Source organism: Gluconobacter sp. DsW_056 (assembly GCF_002153595.1).
Classification (GTDB): domain Bacteria; phylum Pseudomonadota; class Alphaproteobacteria; order Acetobacterales; family Acetobacteraceae; genus Gluconobacter; species Gluconobacter albidus.
Genome location: NZ_JOPF01000006.1, coordinates 26,238 through 43,623 on the forward strand (window position 1 = coordinate 26,238; position 17,386 = coordinate 43,623).

At 62.9% G+C, this 17,386-nt stretch carries 14 protein-coding genes; 4 read left to right on the top strand and 10 right to left on the bottom strand.

The window, feature by feature from the left end:
- Positions 1 to 88: 88 nt before the first annotated feature.
- The 4 genes from HK22_RS05290 to hrcA form a co-directional block, all read right to left on the bottom strand.
- Positions 89 to 757: an energy transducer TonB gene (locus HK22_RS05290; protein ID WP_062028224.1), complete on the bottom strand. Its 669-nt coding sequence runs from the start codon at positions 755 to 757 to the stop codon at positions 89 to 91.
- A 390-nt stretch (positions 758 to 1,147) separates the two neighbouring features.
- Positions 1,148 to 2,279 (bottom strand): peptide chain release factor 2 gene (prfB, locus tag HK22_RS05295; RefSeq protein WP_099253242.1). Its coding sequence is split into 2 segments (ribosomal slippage): positions 1,148 to 2,209 and positions 2,211 to 2,279, totalling 1,131 coding nucleotides; the frame shifts between segments, so codons are not numbered across the junction.
- Between the two features lie 39 nt (positions 2,280 to 2,318).
- Entirely contained in the window at positions 2,319 to 4,982 is a 2,664-nt protein-coding gene (locus HK22_RS05305; protein ID WP_086648579.1) for a penicillin-binding protein 1A, read from the bottom strand.
- A 107-nt stretch (positions 4,983 to 5,089) separates the two neighbouring features.
- Positions 5,090 to 6,160, bottom strand: coding sequence for a heat-inducible transcriptional repressor HrcA (hrcA, locus tag HK22_RS05310; protein ID WP_077803731.1), 1,071 nt, complete (start codon positions 6,158 to 6,160; stop codon positions 5,090 to 5,092).
- Positions 6,161 to 6,243: 83 nt separating this feature from the next.
- Here hrcA and rph point away from each other — a divergent pair, with 83 nt between their 5' ends.
- The 3 genes from rph (at position 6,244) to HK22_RS05325 (ending at position 8,958) form a co-directional block, all read left to right on the top strand.
- A complete protein-coding gene (gene rph, locus HK22_RS05315; protein WP_086648580.1) occupies positions 6,244 to 6,966 on the top strand; it encodes a ribonuclease PH in 723 nt (240 codons plus the stop codon).
- On the top strand, positions 6,966 to 7,562 hold the full coding sequence (rdgB, locus tag HK22_RS05320) for an RdgB/HAM1 family non-canonical purine NTP pyrophosphatase (protein WP_086648628.1): 597 nt from the start codon (positions 6,966 to 6,968) through the stop codon (positions 7,560 to 7,562). The genes rph and rdgB overlap by 1 nt, the downstream gene beginning before the upstream one ends.
- A 172-nt stretch (positions 7,563 to 7,734) precedes the next feature.
- Complete coding sequence (locus tag HK22_RS05325) at positions 7,735 to 8,958, top strand: cation:proton antiporter (RefSeq protein WP_086648581.1); 1,224 nt, start codon at positions 7,735 to 7,737, stop codon at positions 8,956 to 8,958.
- On the opposite strand, the gene HK22_RS05330 is transcribed toward HK22_RS05325, so the two are convergent.
- Together HK22_RS05330 and HK22_RS05335 are read right to left on the bottom strand one after the other, a co-directional pair.
- Positions 8,959 to 10,338: an amidohydrolase family protein gene (locus HK22_RS05330; RefSeq protein ID WP_086648582.1), complete on the bottom strand. Its 1,380-nt coding sequence runs from the start codon at positions 10,336 to 10,338 to the stop codon at positions 8,959 to 8,961.
- A 133-nt stretch (positions 10,339 to 10,471) separates the two neighbouring features.
- Complete coding sequence (locus tag HK22_RS05335) at positions 10,472 to 12,289, bottom strand: ABC transporter ATP-binding protein (protein WP_086648629.1); 1,818 nt, start codon at positions 12,287 to 12,289, stop codon at positions 10,472 to 10,474.
- 198 nt (positions 12,290 to 12,487) lie between these two features.
- Between HK22_RS05335 and nth the strand changes: the two genes are divergently transcribed.
- The gene (gene nth / locus HK22_RS05340) at positions 12,488 to 13,186 is read left to right on the top strand and encodes an endonuclease III (protein ID WP_198945485.1); all 699 of its coding nucleotides are present in this window, start codon (positions 12,488 to 12,490) and stop codon (positions 13,184 to 13,186) included.
- Between the two features lie 8 nt (positions 13,187 to 13,194).
- Here nth and HK22_RS05345 read toward each other — a convergent pair whose 3' ends face one another.
- The 4 genes from HK22_RS05345 to HK22_RS05360 form a co-directional block, all read right to left on the bottom strand.
- The gene (locus HK22_RS05345; RefSeq protein ID WP_086648583.1) at positions 13,195 to 13,704 is read right to left on the bottom strand and encodes a hypothetical protein; all 510 of its coding nucleotides are present in this window, start codon (positions 13,702 to 13,704) and stop codon (positions 13,195 to 13,197) included.
- Positions 13,705 to 13,769: 65 nt separating this feature from the next.
- Positions 13,770 to 15,968 (bottom strand): ComEC/Rec2 family competence protein, encoded by a 2,199-nt coding sequence (locus tag HK22_RS05350; protein ID WP_233142422.1) that lies wholly within the window; start codon positions 15,966 to 15,968, stop codon positions 13,770 to 13,772.
- A 72-nt stretch (positions 15,969 to 16,040) separates the two neighbouring features.
- Positions 16,041 to 16,766 (bottom strand): NADPH-dependent F420 reductase, encoded by a 726-nt coding sequence (locus tag HK22_RS05355; protein ID WP_086648584.1) that lies wholly within the window; start codon positions 16,764 to 16,766, stop codon positions 16,041 to 16,043.
- Positions 16,763 to 17,350 carry a cupin gene (locus tag HK22_RS05360; protein ID WP_086648632.1) on the bottom strand — a complete coding sequence of 196 codons (588 nt, stop codon included), beginning with the start codon at positions 17,348 to 17,350 and terminating at the stop codon, positions 16,763 to 16,765. The genes HK22_RS05355 and HK22_RS05360 overlap by 4 nt, the downstream gene beginning before the upstream one ends.
- Positions 17,351 to 17,386 lie beyond the last annotated feature (36 nt).

Sequence of the window (17,386 nt, forward strand, 5' to 3'; positions counted from 1 at the left end):
TCGGCCATATGGAGACCGGCCCTTTTCTGAGCCCTGTCAGGTTCTGAAGATTCTGACAGGGCAATTCTGTTTGATGGCAGTCGAAAGATCAGTCGTCGCCCATCGTGAAGTCGATGTGCAGGACGTGGTGATGTTCAATTACCGGAACGCCATTGACAACGGCGGGCTGGTAACGGGCCCGACGAAGGAAGTCGAGCGCACTTTCCACGAACTCATGACCACCGCTTGAACTGGTGATGGTGCAGTTCGCCGTCTTGCCTGTCGGAAGAATGTCACACGATGCGGTCACATGACCTTCGCGGTTTTCTTCCATGGCCTCGTCCGGATAGACAGCCTGTGCACCGTTGATCGGCCGCGCGCCTGCCTGATGATCTGGCACTGCGTCAGCTGGCGGGCCCTGCGGCGGAGCCGGAACGGGCTCTGGCGACGGGGTCGGGCTGGGCGGCACCGGATGCGGCGGCTTGGCGTGGGTCACGCGCTGGATCGCCTTGGGCGGCGGCGGCACGGAGATCTTCGGCGGCGGAATAAACGGCGGCGGCGGCTGCTCCATCTGCGGCGGCGGCGGCGGTGGCGGTGGTGGCGGTGGCTTGGGCTGTTCCTTGATTACTTCCGTCTTGATAGGCGGCTTTTCCTGGACCAGCTTGCTCACAGCACCACTCATGAGCGCATAGATCACAGCGCCCATAGCCAGCACGGCCACGACGATCGCGACAATGTAGTCTGTCGGCTTGCGCTGCTGTGCGGCGTAGCTCTTCATGTCGAAACCTTCTTACCCCTCACTGACACCGGCATTGGTCCACATCTGCCGGGTGCGGTGCCCCGATTTCTGTGTTGCCATCAGGCTTTCCCGATGCGGCCACATGAAATGCGTCATATGCCGTGGGAACATACCCGATATGCTGATTGGGCAGTCTAACCCCCATGCTGTCAAGCCGGTGATTGCCTTTATCGAAACGATTTTTTCATATTGCCGACATATTCTGCGGCTAAAGCTGTATCGAAACAAATAAAAATATCTTCTGAAACCACTGAAACGCAACTTCAATCCGCTGCGTTATGACAGATTCAAGAAAAAAGGCGCCGGAACAGTGGACTGTTCCGGCGCCTTGGCGAATCCGTCTCAAGGGCGGCAGGGCCTAAACAGGGCTTACTGGGCCGAAGCGCTGGCTTCCGAGCGGGTCGCTCCGACGCTCTGCGCCAGCGAGGCCGACATGAAGTCGTCCAGGGCACCATCGAGCACCGCGCCCGGATTTCCCTTCTCCACACCCGTCCGCAGGTCCTTGACGAGCTGATAGGGCGCCAGAACGTAGGACCGGATCTGGTGTCCCCAGCCGATATCTGTCTTGGAGGCTTCCGTCTGGGCGGCGGCGGCTTCGCGTTTCTGCAACTCCGCCTCGTACATCCGGGCCCGCAGCATTTCCATCGCCTTGGCGCGGTTGCGGTGCTGCGAACGGTCGGTCTGACAGGCCACCACGATCCCGGTCGGGATATGGGTGATCCGGATGGCCGAATCCGTCTTGTTGACGTGCTGTCCACCCGCGCCCGAGGCCCGGAACGTATCGACACGCAGGTCCGAATCGTTGATGTCGATCTCGATCGAATCATCCACGACCGGATAGACCCAGACCGACGCGAACGACGTCTGGCGACGGGCCGCCGCATCGAATGGTGAGATCCGGACCAGACGGTGCACGCCGGCCTCGGTCTTGAGCCAGCCATAGGCGTTCGCACCACTCACCTGGATCGTGGCGGACTTGATGCCAGCCTGCTCGCCTTCACTGCCTTCGATGAACGTGACCTTGTAGCCGTGCTGCTCCGCCCAGCGCGTGTACATGCGCAGGAGCATCTCAGCCCAGTCCTGGGCTTCCGTGCCGCCGGCGCCCGCATTCACCTCGACGTAACAGTCATTGCTGTCCGCCTCGCCCGAGAGCAGACTTTCGATTTCGCGCTTGCGGACGTCCTCGGCGATGGTCCGCAGGGTCTGCACGGCATCCTGAACGAGACTGTCATCCCCTTCCATTTCCGCCAGTTCGACCAGTTCGAGGGTGCCTTCGACCTCGGCTTCGATCTGCTGGACGCCTTCGATCTGGTTGGCGAGCGTCGTGCGCTCGCGCATCAGCTTCTGGGCAGCTTCCGCATCGTTCCAAAGGTCGGGGTCTTCAACGCGGTGGTTCAGTTCCGCGAGGCGTGTTGTTGCGACATCCCAGTCAAAGATGCCTCCTCAGCAGTGCCACCGACTGCTTGATCTGGACGGAAAGGGCCTCGGTTTCGGCCGACATAGTGTCCTCCACTCATAAGGGGGGTCTGTTCTGGTGGCCTTAGTATAGGCCGCCCACGCCAATGTCACCATCGGACGGAGCAGGTTTCTGGGCCTGTCCCGGCGCTGCGAACGACCCGGTTCCAGGTGTGCCGCTTCCGGGTTGGTCCGGCATCTGGGCCATGCCGCTTTCGGAATCCGAAATCACGCTGTCCGCGCCCGTATCGGCGGCGGTCAGAGCCTCGGTTCCCGCGCCGAAGCCATGCAGCTCAACGGACGCACCCGGAACCTGATCGGTCTTGAAGCCATCGACGGCCGAAATGCGTCCCGTGTCGTAGCTGGCCAGCGTAATACCGTCCGGCACCCGGAAGTCGAGCTTCGGACGGCTGGCCAGAGCGACCTTCATGATCTTGTTCCAGATCGGCCCGGCAATACGGCCACCATCAGAATTGCGACCCAGCGTCTGGGGTGTGTCGAAACCAACCCAGACCACCGTGACGATATCGGGGGAAAACCCGGCAAACCAGGCATCATGGAAGTCCTGACTGGTGCCGGTCTTGCCCGCGACGGGACGGTCGATGCCAACGCCCGCCATACGGCCGGTGCCCCGGGCGATCACGTCCTGCATCATTTTCACGATCTGGAACGTGCTCTGCTCGCTGGCAAGCGTCGGGCGCGTATCGGTTAGAGACGGGACGGACACGCTGCCGGGTACGGGCATGACCGGGGCGGGAACGGGCGCGGCGGGCGGCATCGTACCGTCCGTCGGGGTGCCGTTCTGCGGGCTGCCATCCGTGGGAGCGGGCTGCTCGCTGGGCGGTGCCTGCATGGCGGTGCCGAGCTTCAGCCCCCCCGCCTGCCACAACACGCTCCCGGCACGGTCCTGAATGTCGTCCACGAGGGTCGGCGTGACGATATGGCCGCCATTGGCGATCGTGGCGTAGGCCGCAGCCTCGCGCATGACGGTGGTTTCGACGGCGCCCAGCGCTGCGGGCAGAACATGCGGCATTTCCGCCACGAGCCCGGCGCGGATGGCCGTATCGGCGACCGCCTTCATGCCGAGATGGGCGGCGACACGGATCGTGACGAGGTTGCGGCTTTCGCGCAGCGCGTCATGCAGCGTCGTCGGGCCCCAGTTGTCATGCTCGTAGTTCTGCGGATGCCAGTCGCCATAGGAAATGGGCGAATCGTCGAAACGTTCGGACGGGGAAATCCCCTGTTCCATCGCGGCCAGATAGACAAACGGCTTGAACGACGACCCCGGCTGACGCAGCGCCTGCGTGGCGCGGTTGAACTGGCTTTCATGGAACGACCAGCCGCCGACCATCGCCAGAACGCGGCCCGTATGCACATCCAGCGTCACCGCCGCACCTTCGACCTGCGGGATCTGGCGCAGGGCCGCCGAACCGCCTTCCTGCGGTTCGATCATGATGACATCCCCGGCACGCAGCGGATGCGCCCGGCGCGCCCAGCTGATGTCGGTCGCAAGAAGCGCGCCTTTGCGGGGGCTGCCTTCCTCGATCCAGCCGACATGCGTGCCACCCGGCAGCACAACCGCCAGACGCCACTCGCGCAGCATCCCGCCGGGCGGCGTGACATGATCGAGCGCGCTCTCCCAGCCATCATCCTGAATGTCCGACAGGTTGCGCAACGGCCCCCGCCAGCCACTATGGGCGCGGTCGTAATTCATCAGCCCTTCATGCAGCAGGCGCGTCTCGGTGGTCTGAAGGTTCTGGTCGAGACTGGTATGGACCTCCAGACCACCCTGCGCCGCGCGGTCCTGACCATACTGGGCGATAAGCTGACGGCGGACTTCCTCGCCGAACCATTCGGAATCCGGCAAAGGCCCAAAGCGCTGCTTCTGCTGCGGGACCAGCGGCTCCTGCTTTTCCTGATCGGCCTGCTCACGGGTCAGAACGCCTGCTTCAACCATCAGGTCCAGCACAAGGTTGCGACGGCCCATCGCGGCCTGCGGATGCAGGAACGGATTGTAGTTCGTGGGCGATTTGGGAAGTGCTGCCAGAGAGGCGGCTTCGGCATCGTCGAGCTGGTCGAGCGGCTTGTTGAAATAGCTCTGCGCGGCCGCGGCGACACCATAGGCACCGTTCCCGAGATAGATGCCGTTCAGGTAGATTTCGAGAATTTTGTCCTTGGACAGCACCTGCTCCATTTTCATGGCGAGCAGGGCTTCCTTGATCTTGCGATCGAGGCTCACGACGTTGCTGTTGAGCAGCATGACCTTCGCCACCTGCTGGGTGATGGTCGAAGCACCCAGCGGACGGCGGCCATGACGCGCAAAAATGTCCGTCAGGCCCGCACGGCCGATCGCCATGAAATCCACACCGCCATGGGTGTAGAAATTATGGTCTTCCGTAGCGATGAAGGCATTCTTCACGCGCTCGGGGATGGCGTTGATCGGCACGAAGATCCGGCGTTCGTTCGCCAGCTCGGCCATCAGACGGTCATCGGCAGCATAGATGCGGCTGACGGTGGGCGGCTGATAGGCGCGCAGGCTGTCCACGCTGGGCAGATCCGCCACCAGCTTGGCATAGGTCGTCCAGCCCAGAACGCCCGCCCCGGCCACGCCTACAAGCCCCACACCGGCGATGATCGCCAGGGACTGCCGGTAGCGGCGGAAACGGGGAGGGCGTGGTGGCGTGGCGCCCGGACCTTGAGGGTTACCAGAACCCTGGTGGCTACGGGAGCGGAAAGAGCGTCGCGTCATGCCCCCTGCATAGCATTATTCCGCCCCTTTCGTCGCCCCGTCTAAAAAGGTCATTTCATGAAAGAGGCGTAACCCCTGGACCATTATTCCGAAACGTTCAGAAGCCCTCAGCCAAGCAGGCGACCCACCATCCGCGCGGTGTAGTCCACAACAGGCACGATCCGCCCGTAATTCAGACGGGTCGGGCCGATCACGCCAATCGCCCCCACGATTTTCTGGGCTTCGTTGCGGGCAGGCGCCACGATCATAGACACGCCCGACATCCCGAACATCCCGCTTTCACGCCCGATATAGATCCGCACCCCTTCGGACGCATCCGCCAGTTGCAGCAGTTGAAGCATGGTCTCCTGTGTCTCCAGATGGTCGAACAGCATGCGGATCGTCGTCAGGCGCTCGATTTCCGTGATGTCGGCCAGCAGCTTCCCCTGCCCTTTCACGAACAGCGTCCCTCCATCGGCGTCCCACGTCGCAAGACCGCTTTCGATCACACTGGCCGTCAGGGCATCGAGTTCATGGCGGCTGGCATCCATTTCGCTCCGGACCCGCTCGCGCAGCGTGCCGAGCGTCAGGTCACCAAGACGGGCGTTCAGGTAGTTTCCGGCCTCGACAAGAGCGGAAGGCGGCACGCCGGGCGGGGTCTCGATGATGCGGTTCTCCACCTGCCCGTCCGAACCCACCAGAATGACCAGAACCCGCCCCGGACCAAGTGCTACGAACTCGATATGCTTGAGCGCGGCATCCGATTTCGGCGCGAGCACCAGTCCGGCAGCGGAAGACAGGCCCGACAGAAGGGACGACGCTTCAGACAGGATATCCTGATAGGACCGCCCGTGAATATCGAGCCGGCTGTCGATGCTGGCGCGGTCTTCTTCCGTCAGGGTGCCGAACTGGAGCAGGCCATCCACAAACAGGCGCACGCCCTTTTCGGTCGGCAGACGCCCGGCTGAAACATGCGGGCTGAACAGCAGCCCGGCCCGCGCCAGATCCGCCATGACATTGCGGATCGTGGCCGAAGACAGCGCCGGTTGCAGGCGCTGGGCCAGCGTCTGGCTGCCGATGGGCTCACCCGTTTCGACATATTCCTCAACGATTTCACGCAAAATCGCGGCTTCACGATCTCCCAGACCGTGCGGCATCGGGATGGAAGGGCGGAACAGGGGAGGCTGTGGTCGCATCATGGTAAACCCACTGTCGGGGCTGGATGGGTCTGCGTCAAACGCGCTAGAGGCGGGACATATTCTTCCACGGGATCTTTTTTGACATGACTGACACCGCACGCAAGCGTCCATCCGGGCGGGCGCCGGACGAAAACCGCATTGTTTCAATCGAAACAGGCTTTGCCCGCCATGCCGAAGGCTCCGCACTCATCCGTGTGGGCGGCACGGAAGTCCTGTGCACGGCCACGGTCGAGGAGCGTGTTCCGGCGTTCCTGCGCAACAGGGGGCAGGGCTGGATCACGGCCGAATACGGAATGCTCCCCCGGGCGACGCATAATCGCGGCCAGCGCGAGGCGGCCAAAGGCAAGCAGTCCGGCCGCACGCAGGAAATCCAGCGGCTGATCGCACGCTCGCTCCGGGCCTGTGTGGATCTGAAAAAGCTGGGAGAGCGGACCATCACGCTCGACTGCGACGTCCTGAACGCGGATGGCGGCACGCGCTGCGCCTCCATCACGGGCGCCTGGGTGGCGCTGGCGATCGCGCTGAAGACAATCAAGCGCTCACAGGCTCTCACGGCTCAGGTCGCGGCAGTCTCGTGCGGGCTGACAGAGGCCGGAGCCGTGCTGGATCTGGACTATATTGAAGACAGCAGCGCGCAGGCCGATACGAATTTCGTTCTGACGGCGGATGGTGGCATCATCGAAATTCAGGGGACCGCCGAGGACAAGCCGTTTCAGGAGAGCGAATTTTTCGAACTCCTCAGACTGGCGAAGCTCGGCACGGCCCGACTGTTCGACGCCCAGAATCACGTACTGGAGACTGCATGATGCGGACATTGTCCCGCGGTTCGAAAATCGTTCTGGCCAGCCATAATGCCGGCAAGCTGCGCGAATTTTCCACCCTGCTGGCCGAGAGCGGGATCACCGTCATCTCGGCAGCCGAACTGAACCTCCCGGAACCCGAAGAGACGGAAGAGACCTTCACAGGCAACGCCGCCATCAAGGCCCTAGCCGCGGCCAGGGCCTCCGGACTGCCCGCGCTGGCCGATGATTCCGGCTTCTGCGTCGCGGCGCTGGACAACCGTCCGGGCGTCTATTCCGCGCGCTGGGGCGGCCCGACCAAAGACATGCAGATCGCAATGGACCGCGTACATAGGGAGATGGGCGACAGTGCCGATCACCGGGCCTTTTTCGTCGCGGCCCTGTGTCTGGCCTGGCCGGATGGCGAAACGCGGACCGTGCAGGGTGAATGTCACGGTACGGTCGTCTGGCCTCCACGGGGCGCCCATGGACACGGTTATGATCCGATGTTCGTACCGGAAGGCGGAAATCGGACCTTTGCGGAAATGACGGAGGCCGAGAAAAATGCCCTCAGTCATCGCGGCCGGGCGCTGGAGCAATTCCTGAAGAATTTCATCGCCTGATGACTGGAAAAACCCGGTCTTTTCAAAAGAAAATTCCGGGTTTTCATTCTCCTCAAAGAGAGTTATTTGAAAAAAGAAACATAGAATTATTCATTACATGGAAATAAAAAATTACCCCAATTTTTTTGATCCATGTTACCCTGAACGGACCTGAAACAAAAAAGGGATCGTCATGGGGAATGTGACAGCACTGTTGGCGGATGCATTTATATTTGTCCTCGTTCCGTGGGGACTGTGGCAGCTGCTCAGACGCTCCATTCCGATTGCCATCCTGCCCATTCTGGTCGGCATTCTTCTGGCGGTCCTGCATTTTCCAGCGTCAAAAGTCGGTATTCCCTCGCTTTACGGCGATTATATCGGCTGGCTGGCCGTTCTGGTTCTGGCGTTCACTGCCGGGCTGGAAATGTGGCAGAACCCCACTCATTCTCCCGAAGCCGAAAACCTCCCCTCCCCGACGCTGGGTCGCCTGCTGGGCGGAGCACTCGTGGCGCTGGGCGTTCCGTTCGTCATCGGCACCATTCTGGTCAAGCTGTTCTTCCTGCCTTTGCATGGCTGGCAGGCCCCGCACGGGGATGGCTGGATCGGCGCCATGTCGATCGGGCTGTGCATTTCCGTCAGTGCGCTGCCGGTTCTGATCGGCATCGTGCGCGAACTGGAGCCTGTGTACCGCCCCGTCGGACAGCTTGCCCTCAAACTCGCGGTCGTGGACGATGCGGCCCTCTGGATCGGGCTGGCCATCCTCCAGTTCGCGGCACGCGGATCGGATGCGCTGCATGGCTGGACCGGATTTGAAGGACTGGCCGTCCTGCTTCTGGTCGGCATGGCGCTCCTGAGCAGCTGGGCCACGCGAAACCTGAAAAACCCGCCGATCTGGGTGATCTGGGCCGCTGTTCCGGCCTATCTGGCCGCCGGGTCCTGGGCGAGTCACGAACTGGGGCTGCATGAGCTGATCGGTGCCTATTTCGCAGGTGCGCTCATGCCACCGCGCTGGGTCCGTCGCCTGCCGGTCGAAGCTGTGGGGACGTTCTCGCTGATCTGGCTGGCCCCGATGTTCTTTGGCCATAGCGGATTGCGGATCGACGGCGATGCGCTGACCTGGCCGTCCGTTCTGGCATCCCTGCTGCTGGTCGTCATTGCGATCGTCACGAAAATCCTTGCCGTCTGGATTTTCCCGCCGGCTCCGGGCCTGACGCACCGTCAGGCGCTGGGCATCGGCTCCCTGTTGCAGTGCAAGGGGCTGATGGAAATCGTGGCGGCGACCATCCTGCACGCGCATGGCATGATTTCGGAATTTGCCTTCGCCTCGCTGATGGTTCTGGCCGTAATCTCAACGACGCTGACCGGGCCGATGTTCCGGCTCGTCTCAGGGCGTTCGCGCCCCGAGACCGTAGCGTAATCAGTCCTTCGAACGCACGGGTCCATGACTGACAAGCGCGCCCCGCTGCCAGACCTGATCAATCTGATCCACGGCGGCGATGTTTTCATCCGCATTGCCATCCACGATCAGCAGATCCGCCCGGCGGCCGGGAGCAATCACACCCCGGTCTGACAGATGCAGCAGGGCCGCGGCATTGCCCGTGGCCAGACTGATGGCCTGCACGGGGGACAGCCCGGCCTGCACCGTCAGATACAGCTCACGATGCTCGGCAAAGCCGGGAACACGGGTCGGGGAGGCCCCGGAATCCGTGCCAAAACCAATCTTCACCCCGGCCCGATACAGCACGGCAAGGTTTTTCTGATTCACCGACAGTGCGTAATGCGAAGCCTTGGTCAGAGGCTTGGCCAGTGTCTCGGCGCGCCATTTCGGGTCCGTAAACTGACGGCGCAGGGCCGGGTCCATACCCGCCAGAACGAACGGATTGGAGAGCAGCTCCGGCTGCTCGGCATAGAGATAATTCGCCTCGTCCAGATCCAGCGTCGCAATATACCATGTGCCCTGACGGAGCATCGCCGCGATCAGATCATGATCCACCGGCTGATCCCGCACGCCATGCGCAAGAATGTCAGCTTTCGCCGCCACGATGGCCTTAGCGACGGCGAGATCGTGGATATGGACCGCAACCCGCGTGTCATGCTGGTGCGCTTCGTCGATAGCCGCCTGATAAATGGCGGGGGGCATCATCGGATATGTCTTGCCATCAGGAATATCATTCCGGAAATCGTCCACCCAGACCTTCACCAGATCCGTGTGCTCCGCAATCATCTGGTCCACATCCTTGCGGGTTTCTTCAGGCGTGGTTGGACGAAAAACCTGATCGGAGCCAACACCCTTGACCATCGCAGCAGGAGGAGCACCAGCGAATGCGCCGATCCCCTGATCTACACCATAAAGGTCTGCCCCCGGATTGCGGCCCTCATGCTGCTCCTGACGCAGCGTATCGAACAGCGGAGAGCGGTTCATGCCCAGCGATGCAACGCTTAGGACACCATAATCAGAGTACTGCTTTAGGGCGGCAAGAATATTAGCGTGGGTATAGTTATCACGACTGGCCCCTGTGCCTTTCACGAGGCCGACATGAACATGATCGCTGATAAGAGCGGGCATCAGCGTCTTGCCCGTCAGGTCCACATGCCGCGCATCGGCGGGAGCCGGGATGCCGACCGAAAGAATCACACCATTGTCGATGACCACCGTGGCGTCCGGCTGCGCCGAGGCCCCGGTTCCGTCAATCAGCCGCGCGTGGTCGAACGCGACCGGTTCGGCCAGCGCATGTCCGATGCCGAAAGCGGCAGGCGTTGCGAGCAGCAGGGCAGTGAAGGCGGAACGGATGGTCATGCGGCGGTCTCCTGTCTGGCTCCCGCCGAGCTTCTTTATCGGACATCCTGTGCTCCGGGCGGAAACATGCATGAAGGACGAAACGCCTCCAGACCGGGAAAGATGCCGAAAAGCAGACCCTTTCCTTCCGGCTTCAGCCCTCCAGCGACTGAAGCTCGAACAGGCGGCGGTAAATCCCGCCCTCGCGCGTAATCAGTTCGGCATGCGTTCCGTCTTCTTTCAGCGCGCCCTGACTGAACACGAGGATGCGGTCCAGTTCCATGACGGTCGAGAGACGATGCGCCACGACAATCACGGTCCGGTTCTGCATCAGGCGACGCATCGCGTCCTGCACAAGGGATTCGGACTCGGAATCGAGGCTGGACGTCGCTTCGTCGAAAATCAGGATGGGTGCATCGGCCAGAAAGGCGCGGGCGATGGCAACACGCTGGCGCTCGCCGCCCGAGAGCTTCACGCCACGCTCTCCAACCATGGTTTCGTACCTCTCGGGCAACCGCTCGATGAACGGCGCCGCATTGGCCAGACGGGCGGCGTCTTCGATCTCGGCACGGCTCGCATCGGGGCGCGCATAGGCGATGTTTTCCGCAAGTGTGCGATGAAACAGCACCGGTTCCTGCGGAACGATGGCGATATGCGCGCGCAGGGACTCCTGCGTAACATGGGCGATATCCTGCCCGTCCACCACGATCCGACCGCCGTTCACGTCATAAAGCCGCTGGAGCAGCTTGGTCAGGGTCGTCTTGCCCGAGCCGCTCGGCCCGACAAGCGCCACGCGGGACCCCGGCGCGATGTCGATGCTCAGGTCGTTGTAAAGCGGTTTGACCTGCCCCGGATACTGGAAGTCTACATGCTCGAAGTGAATGGCCCCTGTTGTGAAACGGGCCGTCTGCGCATCGTTTGCGTCCTGGATGGCGGGATCGCGACGGAAAATCGCCACGAGTTCCTCCATCTCATTGACCGAACGCTGCACCTGACTGACCTGCTGTCCCAGATCGCGCAGATACCCCTGCACGAGGAACATCATCGTCAGCACATAGGCCACGTCACCCGGACCGGCCTTGCCGTCCCACCACAGCCAGACGGCCAGCCCGATCAGCAGCATTCGCATGGCGAGCGAGGCCAGCGCCTGAAGATTGGCGCTGTTGGTGCCGCGTACCCAGGTTTTCAGAGTGCGCTGACGCCAGCCACGGATGATGCTGTCGAGCCGGGCATCCTCGCGGTTTTCCGCACCGAATGCCTTGACGACCGGATTGCAGGTCACGGCATCCGCCATGGCCGCGCCCATTTTCGTGTCCCATTCATTGGACGCACGGGCGGTCGGCGCGACATAGCGCAGGGTCAGCATGATGGAGAGCGTGGCGAACAGCACCACCGAAACCGCCAGAATCGACCCCATCAGCGGTGAGCGGACCATAAGCACCGCCGTCGTCCCGCCCAGAACCAGCACTTCCGGCGCGATCAGAAGCAGGAGCGTGTCGTCCAGCGTATCAATGGCCCACATGCCGCGCGTCAGCTTGCGGACGGTCGAGCCGGCGAAGTTGTTGGCATGCCAGTCCGTCGAGAAGCGCTGCACCCGATCGAACGCCTGATTGGCGACGCGGTGCATGATGGCGAGCGTGAGATACGAAATCCCGATGAAGGAGGAGCGCCGTCCGAACAGCCCGACCAGCCCGAGGACGATCAGCCCCGCGACCATCAGCCCCGCATCGTCGCGCAGATGCAGCAGTTCCGAGGTTTTCTCTACAGCGGGACCGGCGGCATGGCGGGAAATATCCTCCACCAGACGGCCCGCGAGAATGGGCGTGCAGACATCGGCCAGCGTGGCGAGGGCAACGCCACCAAGAGTCTTCGCCAGCAGAAGAGGATGGTCACACCAGCGGCTGCAGACGAAAGACAGGACGTCCGTGAAGGACACCTCCTGCTTGCGGCCCTCCTGCTGCTGGCGGCTCATGGGAAAAGAGGTATCGGAAACGGTATCAGACACAGGGTGCTCCGCCGTCTGCCGGTCTGCGATGTCATGCAGAACAGGCCACGGTGTAATGACATGGGGTGTGATGGCATGGAATTTTCAGAACTTTGCCGTATCTTGCTGTGTGTCCGGACCAGACGCAACACACCCCCGGCAACACACCCTACTGGAGTGCCCGTCATGACCGATGCCCCCGCAACCGCGAAGCGGGCCATGAGCAAGGCGGCCGCAAAAGCCTTCATTACAGCGCTTGCCGAAGCCAATCCGGATGCGGAAAGCGAACTGGTGTTCCGCAATCCGTTCGAACTTCTGGTAAGCGTCGTGCTGTCGGCACAGGCGACGGACAAATCCGTCAACAAGGCGACGAAAGGCCTGTTCGAGGAAGCCCCCGACCCGGCCTCCATGGCGGCCATCGGCGAAGAGGGCATTGCGCGGCACATCCGCACCATCGGCCTGTGGCGGGCGAAAGCGCATAACGTGGACCTGCTCTGCCATCAGTTGCTGGAGCGTCACGGCGGACAGGTACCATCCGACCGGGCCTCGCTCGAAGCGCTGGCCGGTGTCGGGCGCAAGACGGCGAATGTCGTGATGAATGTCGCATTCGGCGCGGATACGATGGCGGTCGATACCCATATTTTCCGCATCGGCAACCGTACCGGCCTGGCCCCCGGCAAAACCGTGCGACAGGTCGAGGACGGGCTGGTCGCCCGCATCCCGAAAGACATGCTCCGCCCGGCGCATCACTGGCTGATTCTGCACGGGCGTTATGTCTGCAAGGCCCGCGCGCCCGAATGCTGGCGCTGCCCGGCCACGACATGGTGCCGGTATCCGGACAAACGCATGGCGGCACCCGCGCCCCGGAAAGCCGCCGCGCGCTAGACACCCCTTCAGAAAATCTGGGCGGCTGTGCGGCGCGGGGCCTGATAGGAGACGGAATAGAGCACGATGCTGTTGAGGACGCGCATATGGGTCGTCACGGAAAAGCCGTTTGCATTCCAGGTGATGTTTTCCGTCATCGGCGCGCGCACCTCAAACAGGGGCTGACCGTATTTCTGACGGATGGCACGGCCCCATTCCTCGGCACAGATGCGGACATCACCGGAATCCGTGTCCGTCAGGGCATGAACTTCGACAGATGCCAGACGGCCGCCCAGAAAATTCACATCCACCGTCGAGAGGCAGGAGCCGATGAACGGCCCCTGCATGACGTAGCGCGCAAAACCGGGGCGCGGCACCGGAGAGGGCAGCGCCATCAGCTGCGGATGGCTGATCTGCGCTTCCGGGACGCTCATGCCCAGTGTCAGCCCCTCCCAGACCGCAACGGGCGCGGCATGGAGCGGCCCGACGGCTGTCAGTGACAGGCCAAACAGAATGGCCCCTGCGGTTTTTTGCGCCACGATAACGGATCTCCTTGTGCGACGATCCTACAGGGCGATTGCTTTCCAAAACGTTGAGACACGCCCTATTCGGACTGAGCCAGAGGCAGATTGGGCATGCCGTGCCAGCCCACGGGTGGAACCCAGAGCCGGCTCCCCCGCCAGCTCCGGTCCGAAACAATCGTAAGGGCACGCCCGGCGAACACGGCATAAGCCCCGTCGCGCCAGACCGAAAACCGGTCGATGGACGGCACATCCGCGCAGCCTTTGCGGGCGGGAGACGCACTGATGAACAGGCTCACCCCGTCGCATTGCCGCGCGTCCGGAAGAATGGCGCCATCCGATGAATCACGGGGACGCAGCAGGACAGTCTGCGCCTCGACGCTGATCCGGCATAAACCAGCCAGACAGTCCGGCGGCAGAGGCGCCACCGGAAGCGCCAGAGCCTGCTGCCAGTCTTCCAGCGTGCGGCGTTCCAGACCGGAATGCGGACCAACCAGCAGGACGTCCGGACGGCGCACCGCCATCAGCCCCGCATCCGCCGAGACGAAAATATCAGGCTTCGGCGCCAGCCAGATCGACGCCACCCCGATCGCCACAGGTAGCAGACCAGCCAGACAGACCCGGCCTTTCCAAAGGCACAGAAAACACAGCCCACACATCACGAGCAGCAGTCCCCAGTCCGGCATGGCCGGAACAGGCTGATGCGCCATCGGAAACGCCGCCACCCGCTCCGCCAGCACCTGCACGATGCGGATGCCCACACCCATGAGCTTCAGAAACGGCGCTTCGGCATGAAACGGCATGGCGACAAGCGCCAGAAGCCCGACCGGCATGATCCAGACAGCCGCCAGCGGCACGGCCACCAGATTGGCCAGCACGAACCACGGCTGAAGCGCGCCAAAATGCGCCATGCTGACCGGCAGGGTCGCCAGCCCGGCAAGAAGGCTCGTCAGCGTCAGGGCCGCGCCATAGGACGCCACAACCCTGTACCATTCCCCCTCCCCGCGCAGCCGCATGAGCGGCTCGCGCAGCACGCCATACCCCGCAATCAGCCCCATCACGGCGGCGAACGACATCTGGAACGACACATCCACAACCGAAACCGGCGAGACCAGCAGGATCAGCAGCGCCACGATGGACAGAGACCGCATGGACAGGACGCGCCGCCCGGTCACGATGGCCAGCGTCACGAGGCTCGCCATCCCCAGCGCCCGCAGGCTGGGCAGATGCGCGCCCGTCAGCAGCACATACCCCGCTCCGGCCAGCAGTCCGGAAACAGCTGCGATCTGCCGGCAGGGCCAGCGCAGGGCAATATATTCGATAGACGCCAGACCGCAGCGCAACGTCACAATGACGGCGGCCATCACCAGCCCCAGATGCAGCCCCGCAACGGCAAGAAGATGCGCCAGCCCGGATGCGGAAAATGCCTCCCGCGTCTGCTGGTCGATGCCCCCGGCTTCACCCGCCAGAAGCGTGGCGGCAATGGCGGCGGTCTGGTCGGACAGCACGGCCGCCGTGCGAAAGGCGACGGTTTCGCGCAGGGTCTCGATCCATGATGTCCGAACCGCCGCGCCTGTAAGACTGGCCGGCGCCAGCGCGTAACCGCTTCCCGCCAGTCCCGAAAACCATGCCTCGCGCTGAAGGTCACGCCCGCCCGGCCATGACGGCGGGGGGGGCGGTCGCAGCATCGTACGCAGGCTGATCGTGCTTCCCGGCTCCGGCAAAAGGTCGTCATCGTCGCGCAGACGAATATGCAACGTGCGGTGCAGCGGTGCCATTCCGGCATCCACGGGCGTCTCGAACACTGCATCGGCCAGAGTAACACGATGACCGTCATCCTCGTCATCATTGCGGGGCGGCAGAATTTCCAGAGACTGCACGCGACCGGTCAGAACGGTGGCATGGGTCGGCAGAACCGGCATGGGCGGCTGCATTCGGGCCTGTAACGCCAGATCGCCAAAACCGGTCACGACGGCCAGAAGCGCAAATCCCAGAAGGCGCGGAAAAAGCCGCTGCCAGCCCCACCACAGACACCCGGTTCCCGACAGGCCAAACAGGAGGGTGACAAGCATGACGGACAGAATGGAAGGCTCGAACGGCAGGGCAAGGTAGGTCACGCTCCCAAGCCCGACAGCAACCGGGAGCCAGCAGATCATCTGCCGCCCCTGATCCAGAACAGACCGGATCACGGCAGGCGGCGGCTGCAAGGAATCCAGGCGTTCCTCGCGCACCAGAAGTTCGCGCGGATCGAGGTCCGGGACGGAAAGGGGTTCTGTCTTCACAAACAGAACCGTAACGGATTTTTCCGCAGGACGCGCCTCCCCGATTAAGGTCAGCGCCTCCTGCGGCCCAATCTACTGCGGAAGGTGCAGCGCCTGTTTCAGACCGGCAGCATCCCGCTCCAGTTCAAACCCCGTGCTTCCCGGCTGAAACAGCCTTGCGGTTGCAAGATTGCCGGTCACGACAGGATCGAATCCGGCCGCCTTCACCAGCGTCGTCACCTGCGACACGGCCTGCGCATCATCCCCCGCCACGGGAACCGCCAGAAGCGACGAAGCGCGATGCGCCTCCGAACGCAGCGTGGTCATGTCGATGGAGTTGAACGCCCGCACCACATGCGCCGAAGGGAAATAACGCTGTGTCGTCACCCCTGCCCCGTCCCGCTGCGCCGTGTCCGCAATCGCCCCATCCCGCCAGGGATAGGGGTTGGACGGATCGAGCAGAACCTTGTCCAGCAGTGTCCGGCTGAGCTGCGGGCCAAGCTGCGGAATAGCGCCATAGGGGACGGCAAGAACCACCACATCGCCATAGGCTGCTGCCTGCGCCGGGGTTCCGGCCGTGGCGAGCGGGCCCAGCGACGTGGCCAGAGACTGCGCCTCGCTCAGGGAACGCGACGACACCATGACGGGATAACCCGCATGGACCCAGAGTTCAGCCAGCGTTGTGCCGACATGGCCTGTGCCGATAATGCCGATCCGCATTTTCTGGCTCGTCGCCTCGACAGCACTGGCGCTGCTGACCGTGGCCAGCCCCGCGAGCGCTGCAAGGAAAGGACGGCGCCTGAGAGGAAAACCCGTCATGATGGGTGCCACTCCCGTGCGAGAACACCTGCTGCGCCCTGAACCGGATCGGTTTTCGGGAAGGGCAGGCCGTGAATACGGGCACTCTGCTCCGCCGTGGGGGCGGCGCGAAGGATGTCGAAAGACTGGTTGGGCGGATAGGCGCCGATGACGGTGAACTCCGTGTCCGATCCGAGATTGCAGTGCCCCGTTCCGGCCGGAAGCACTGCGATGTCGCCACCGCGCACCTCGACCGTCCGGGCATTCGGCCCTCCCAGCATCAGGCGCGCGGAACCGTTGGAAAAGCCCAGAACTTCATGACCGAGACTATGATAGTGATGAAACGGATAGACACCGTTGCGCCACTGCGGCGGCCAGCCGTTCCGGCTGAACAGGCCTTCATACACCGCCTCGCGATCCGGCCCGGCTTCGAGCGCATTGCGATAGACGATGACAGGCAACTCCGGATTGTTCGGAACCCAGTCATTGGCGCGCAGCGTAAAGACATCCACACGGGAGGTCGTGGCACTGGCGTGATGGATCTTCCCCTCTCCGAAGGTCAGACCCAGCCCTGCCAGCAGGGCATTGAAATCTCGTCTGTTCATTGGAAAGGCACCACCCGGACTATTGAACGTCACAAT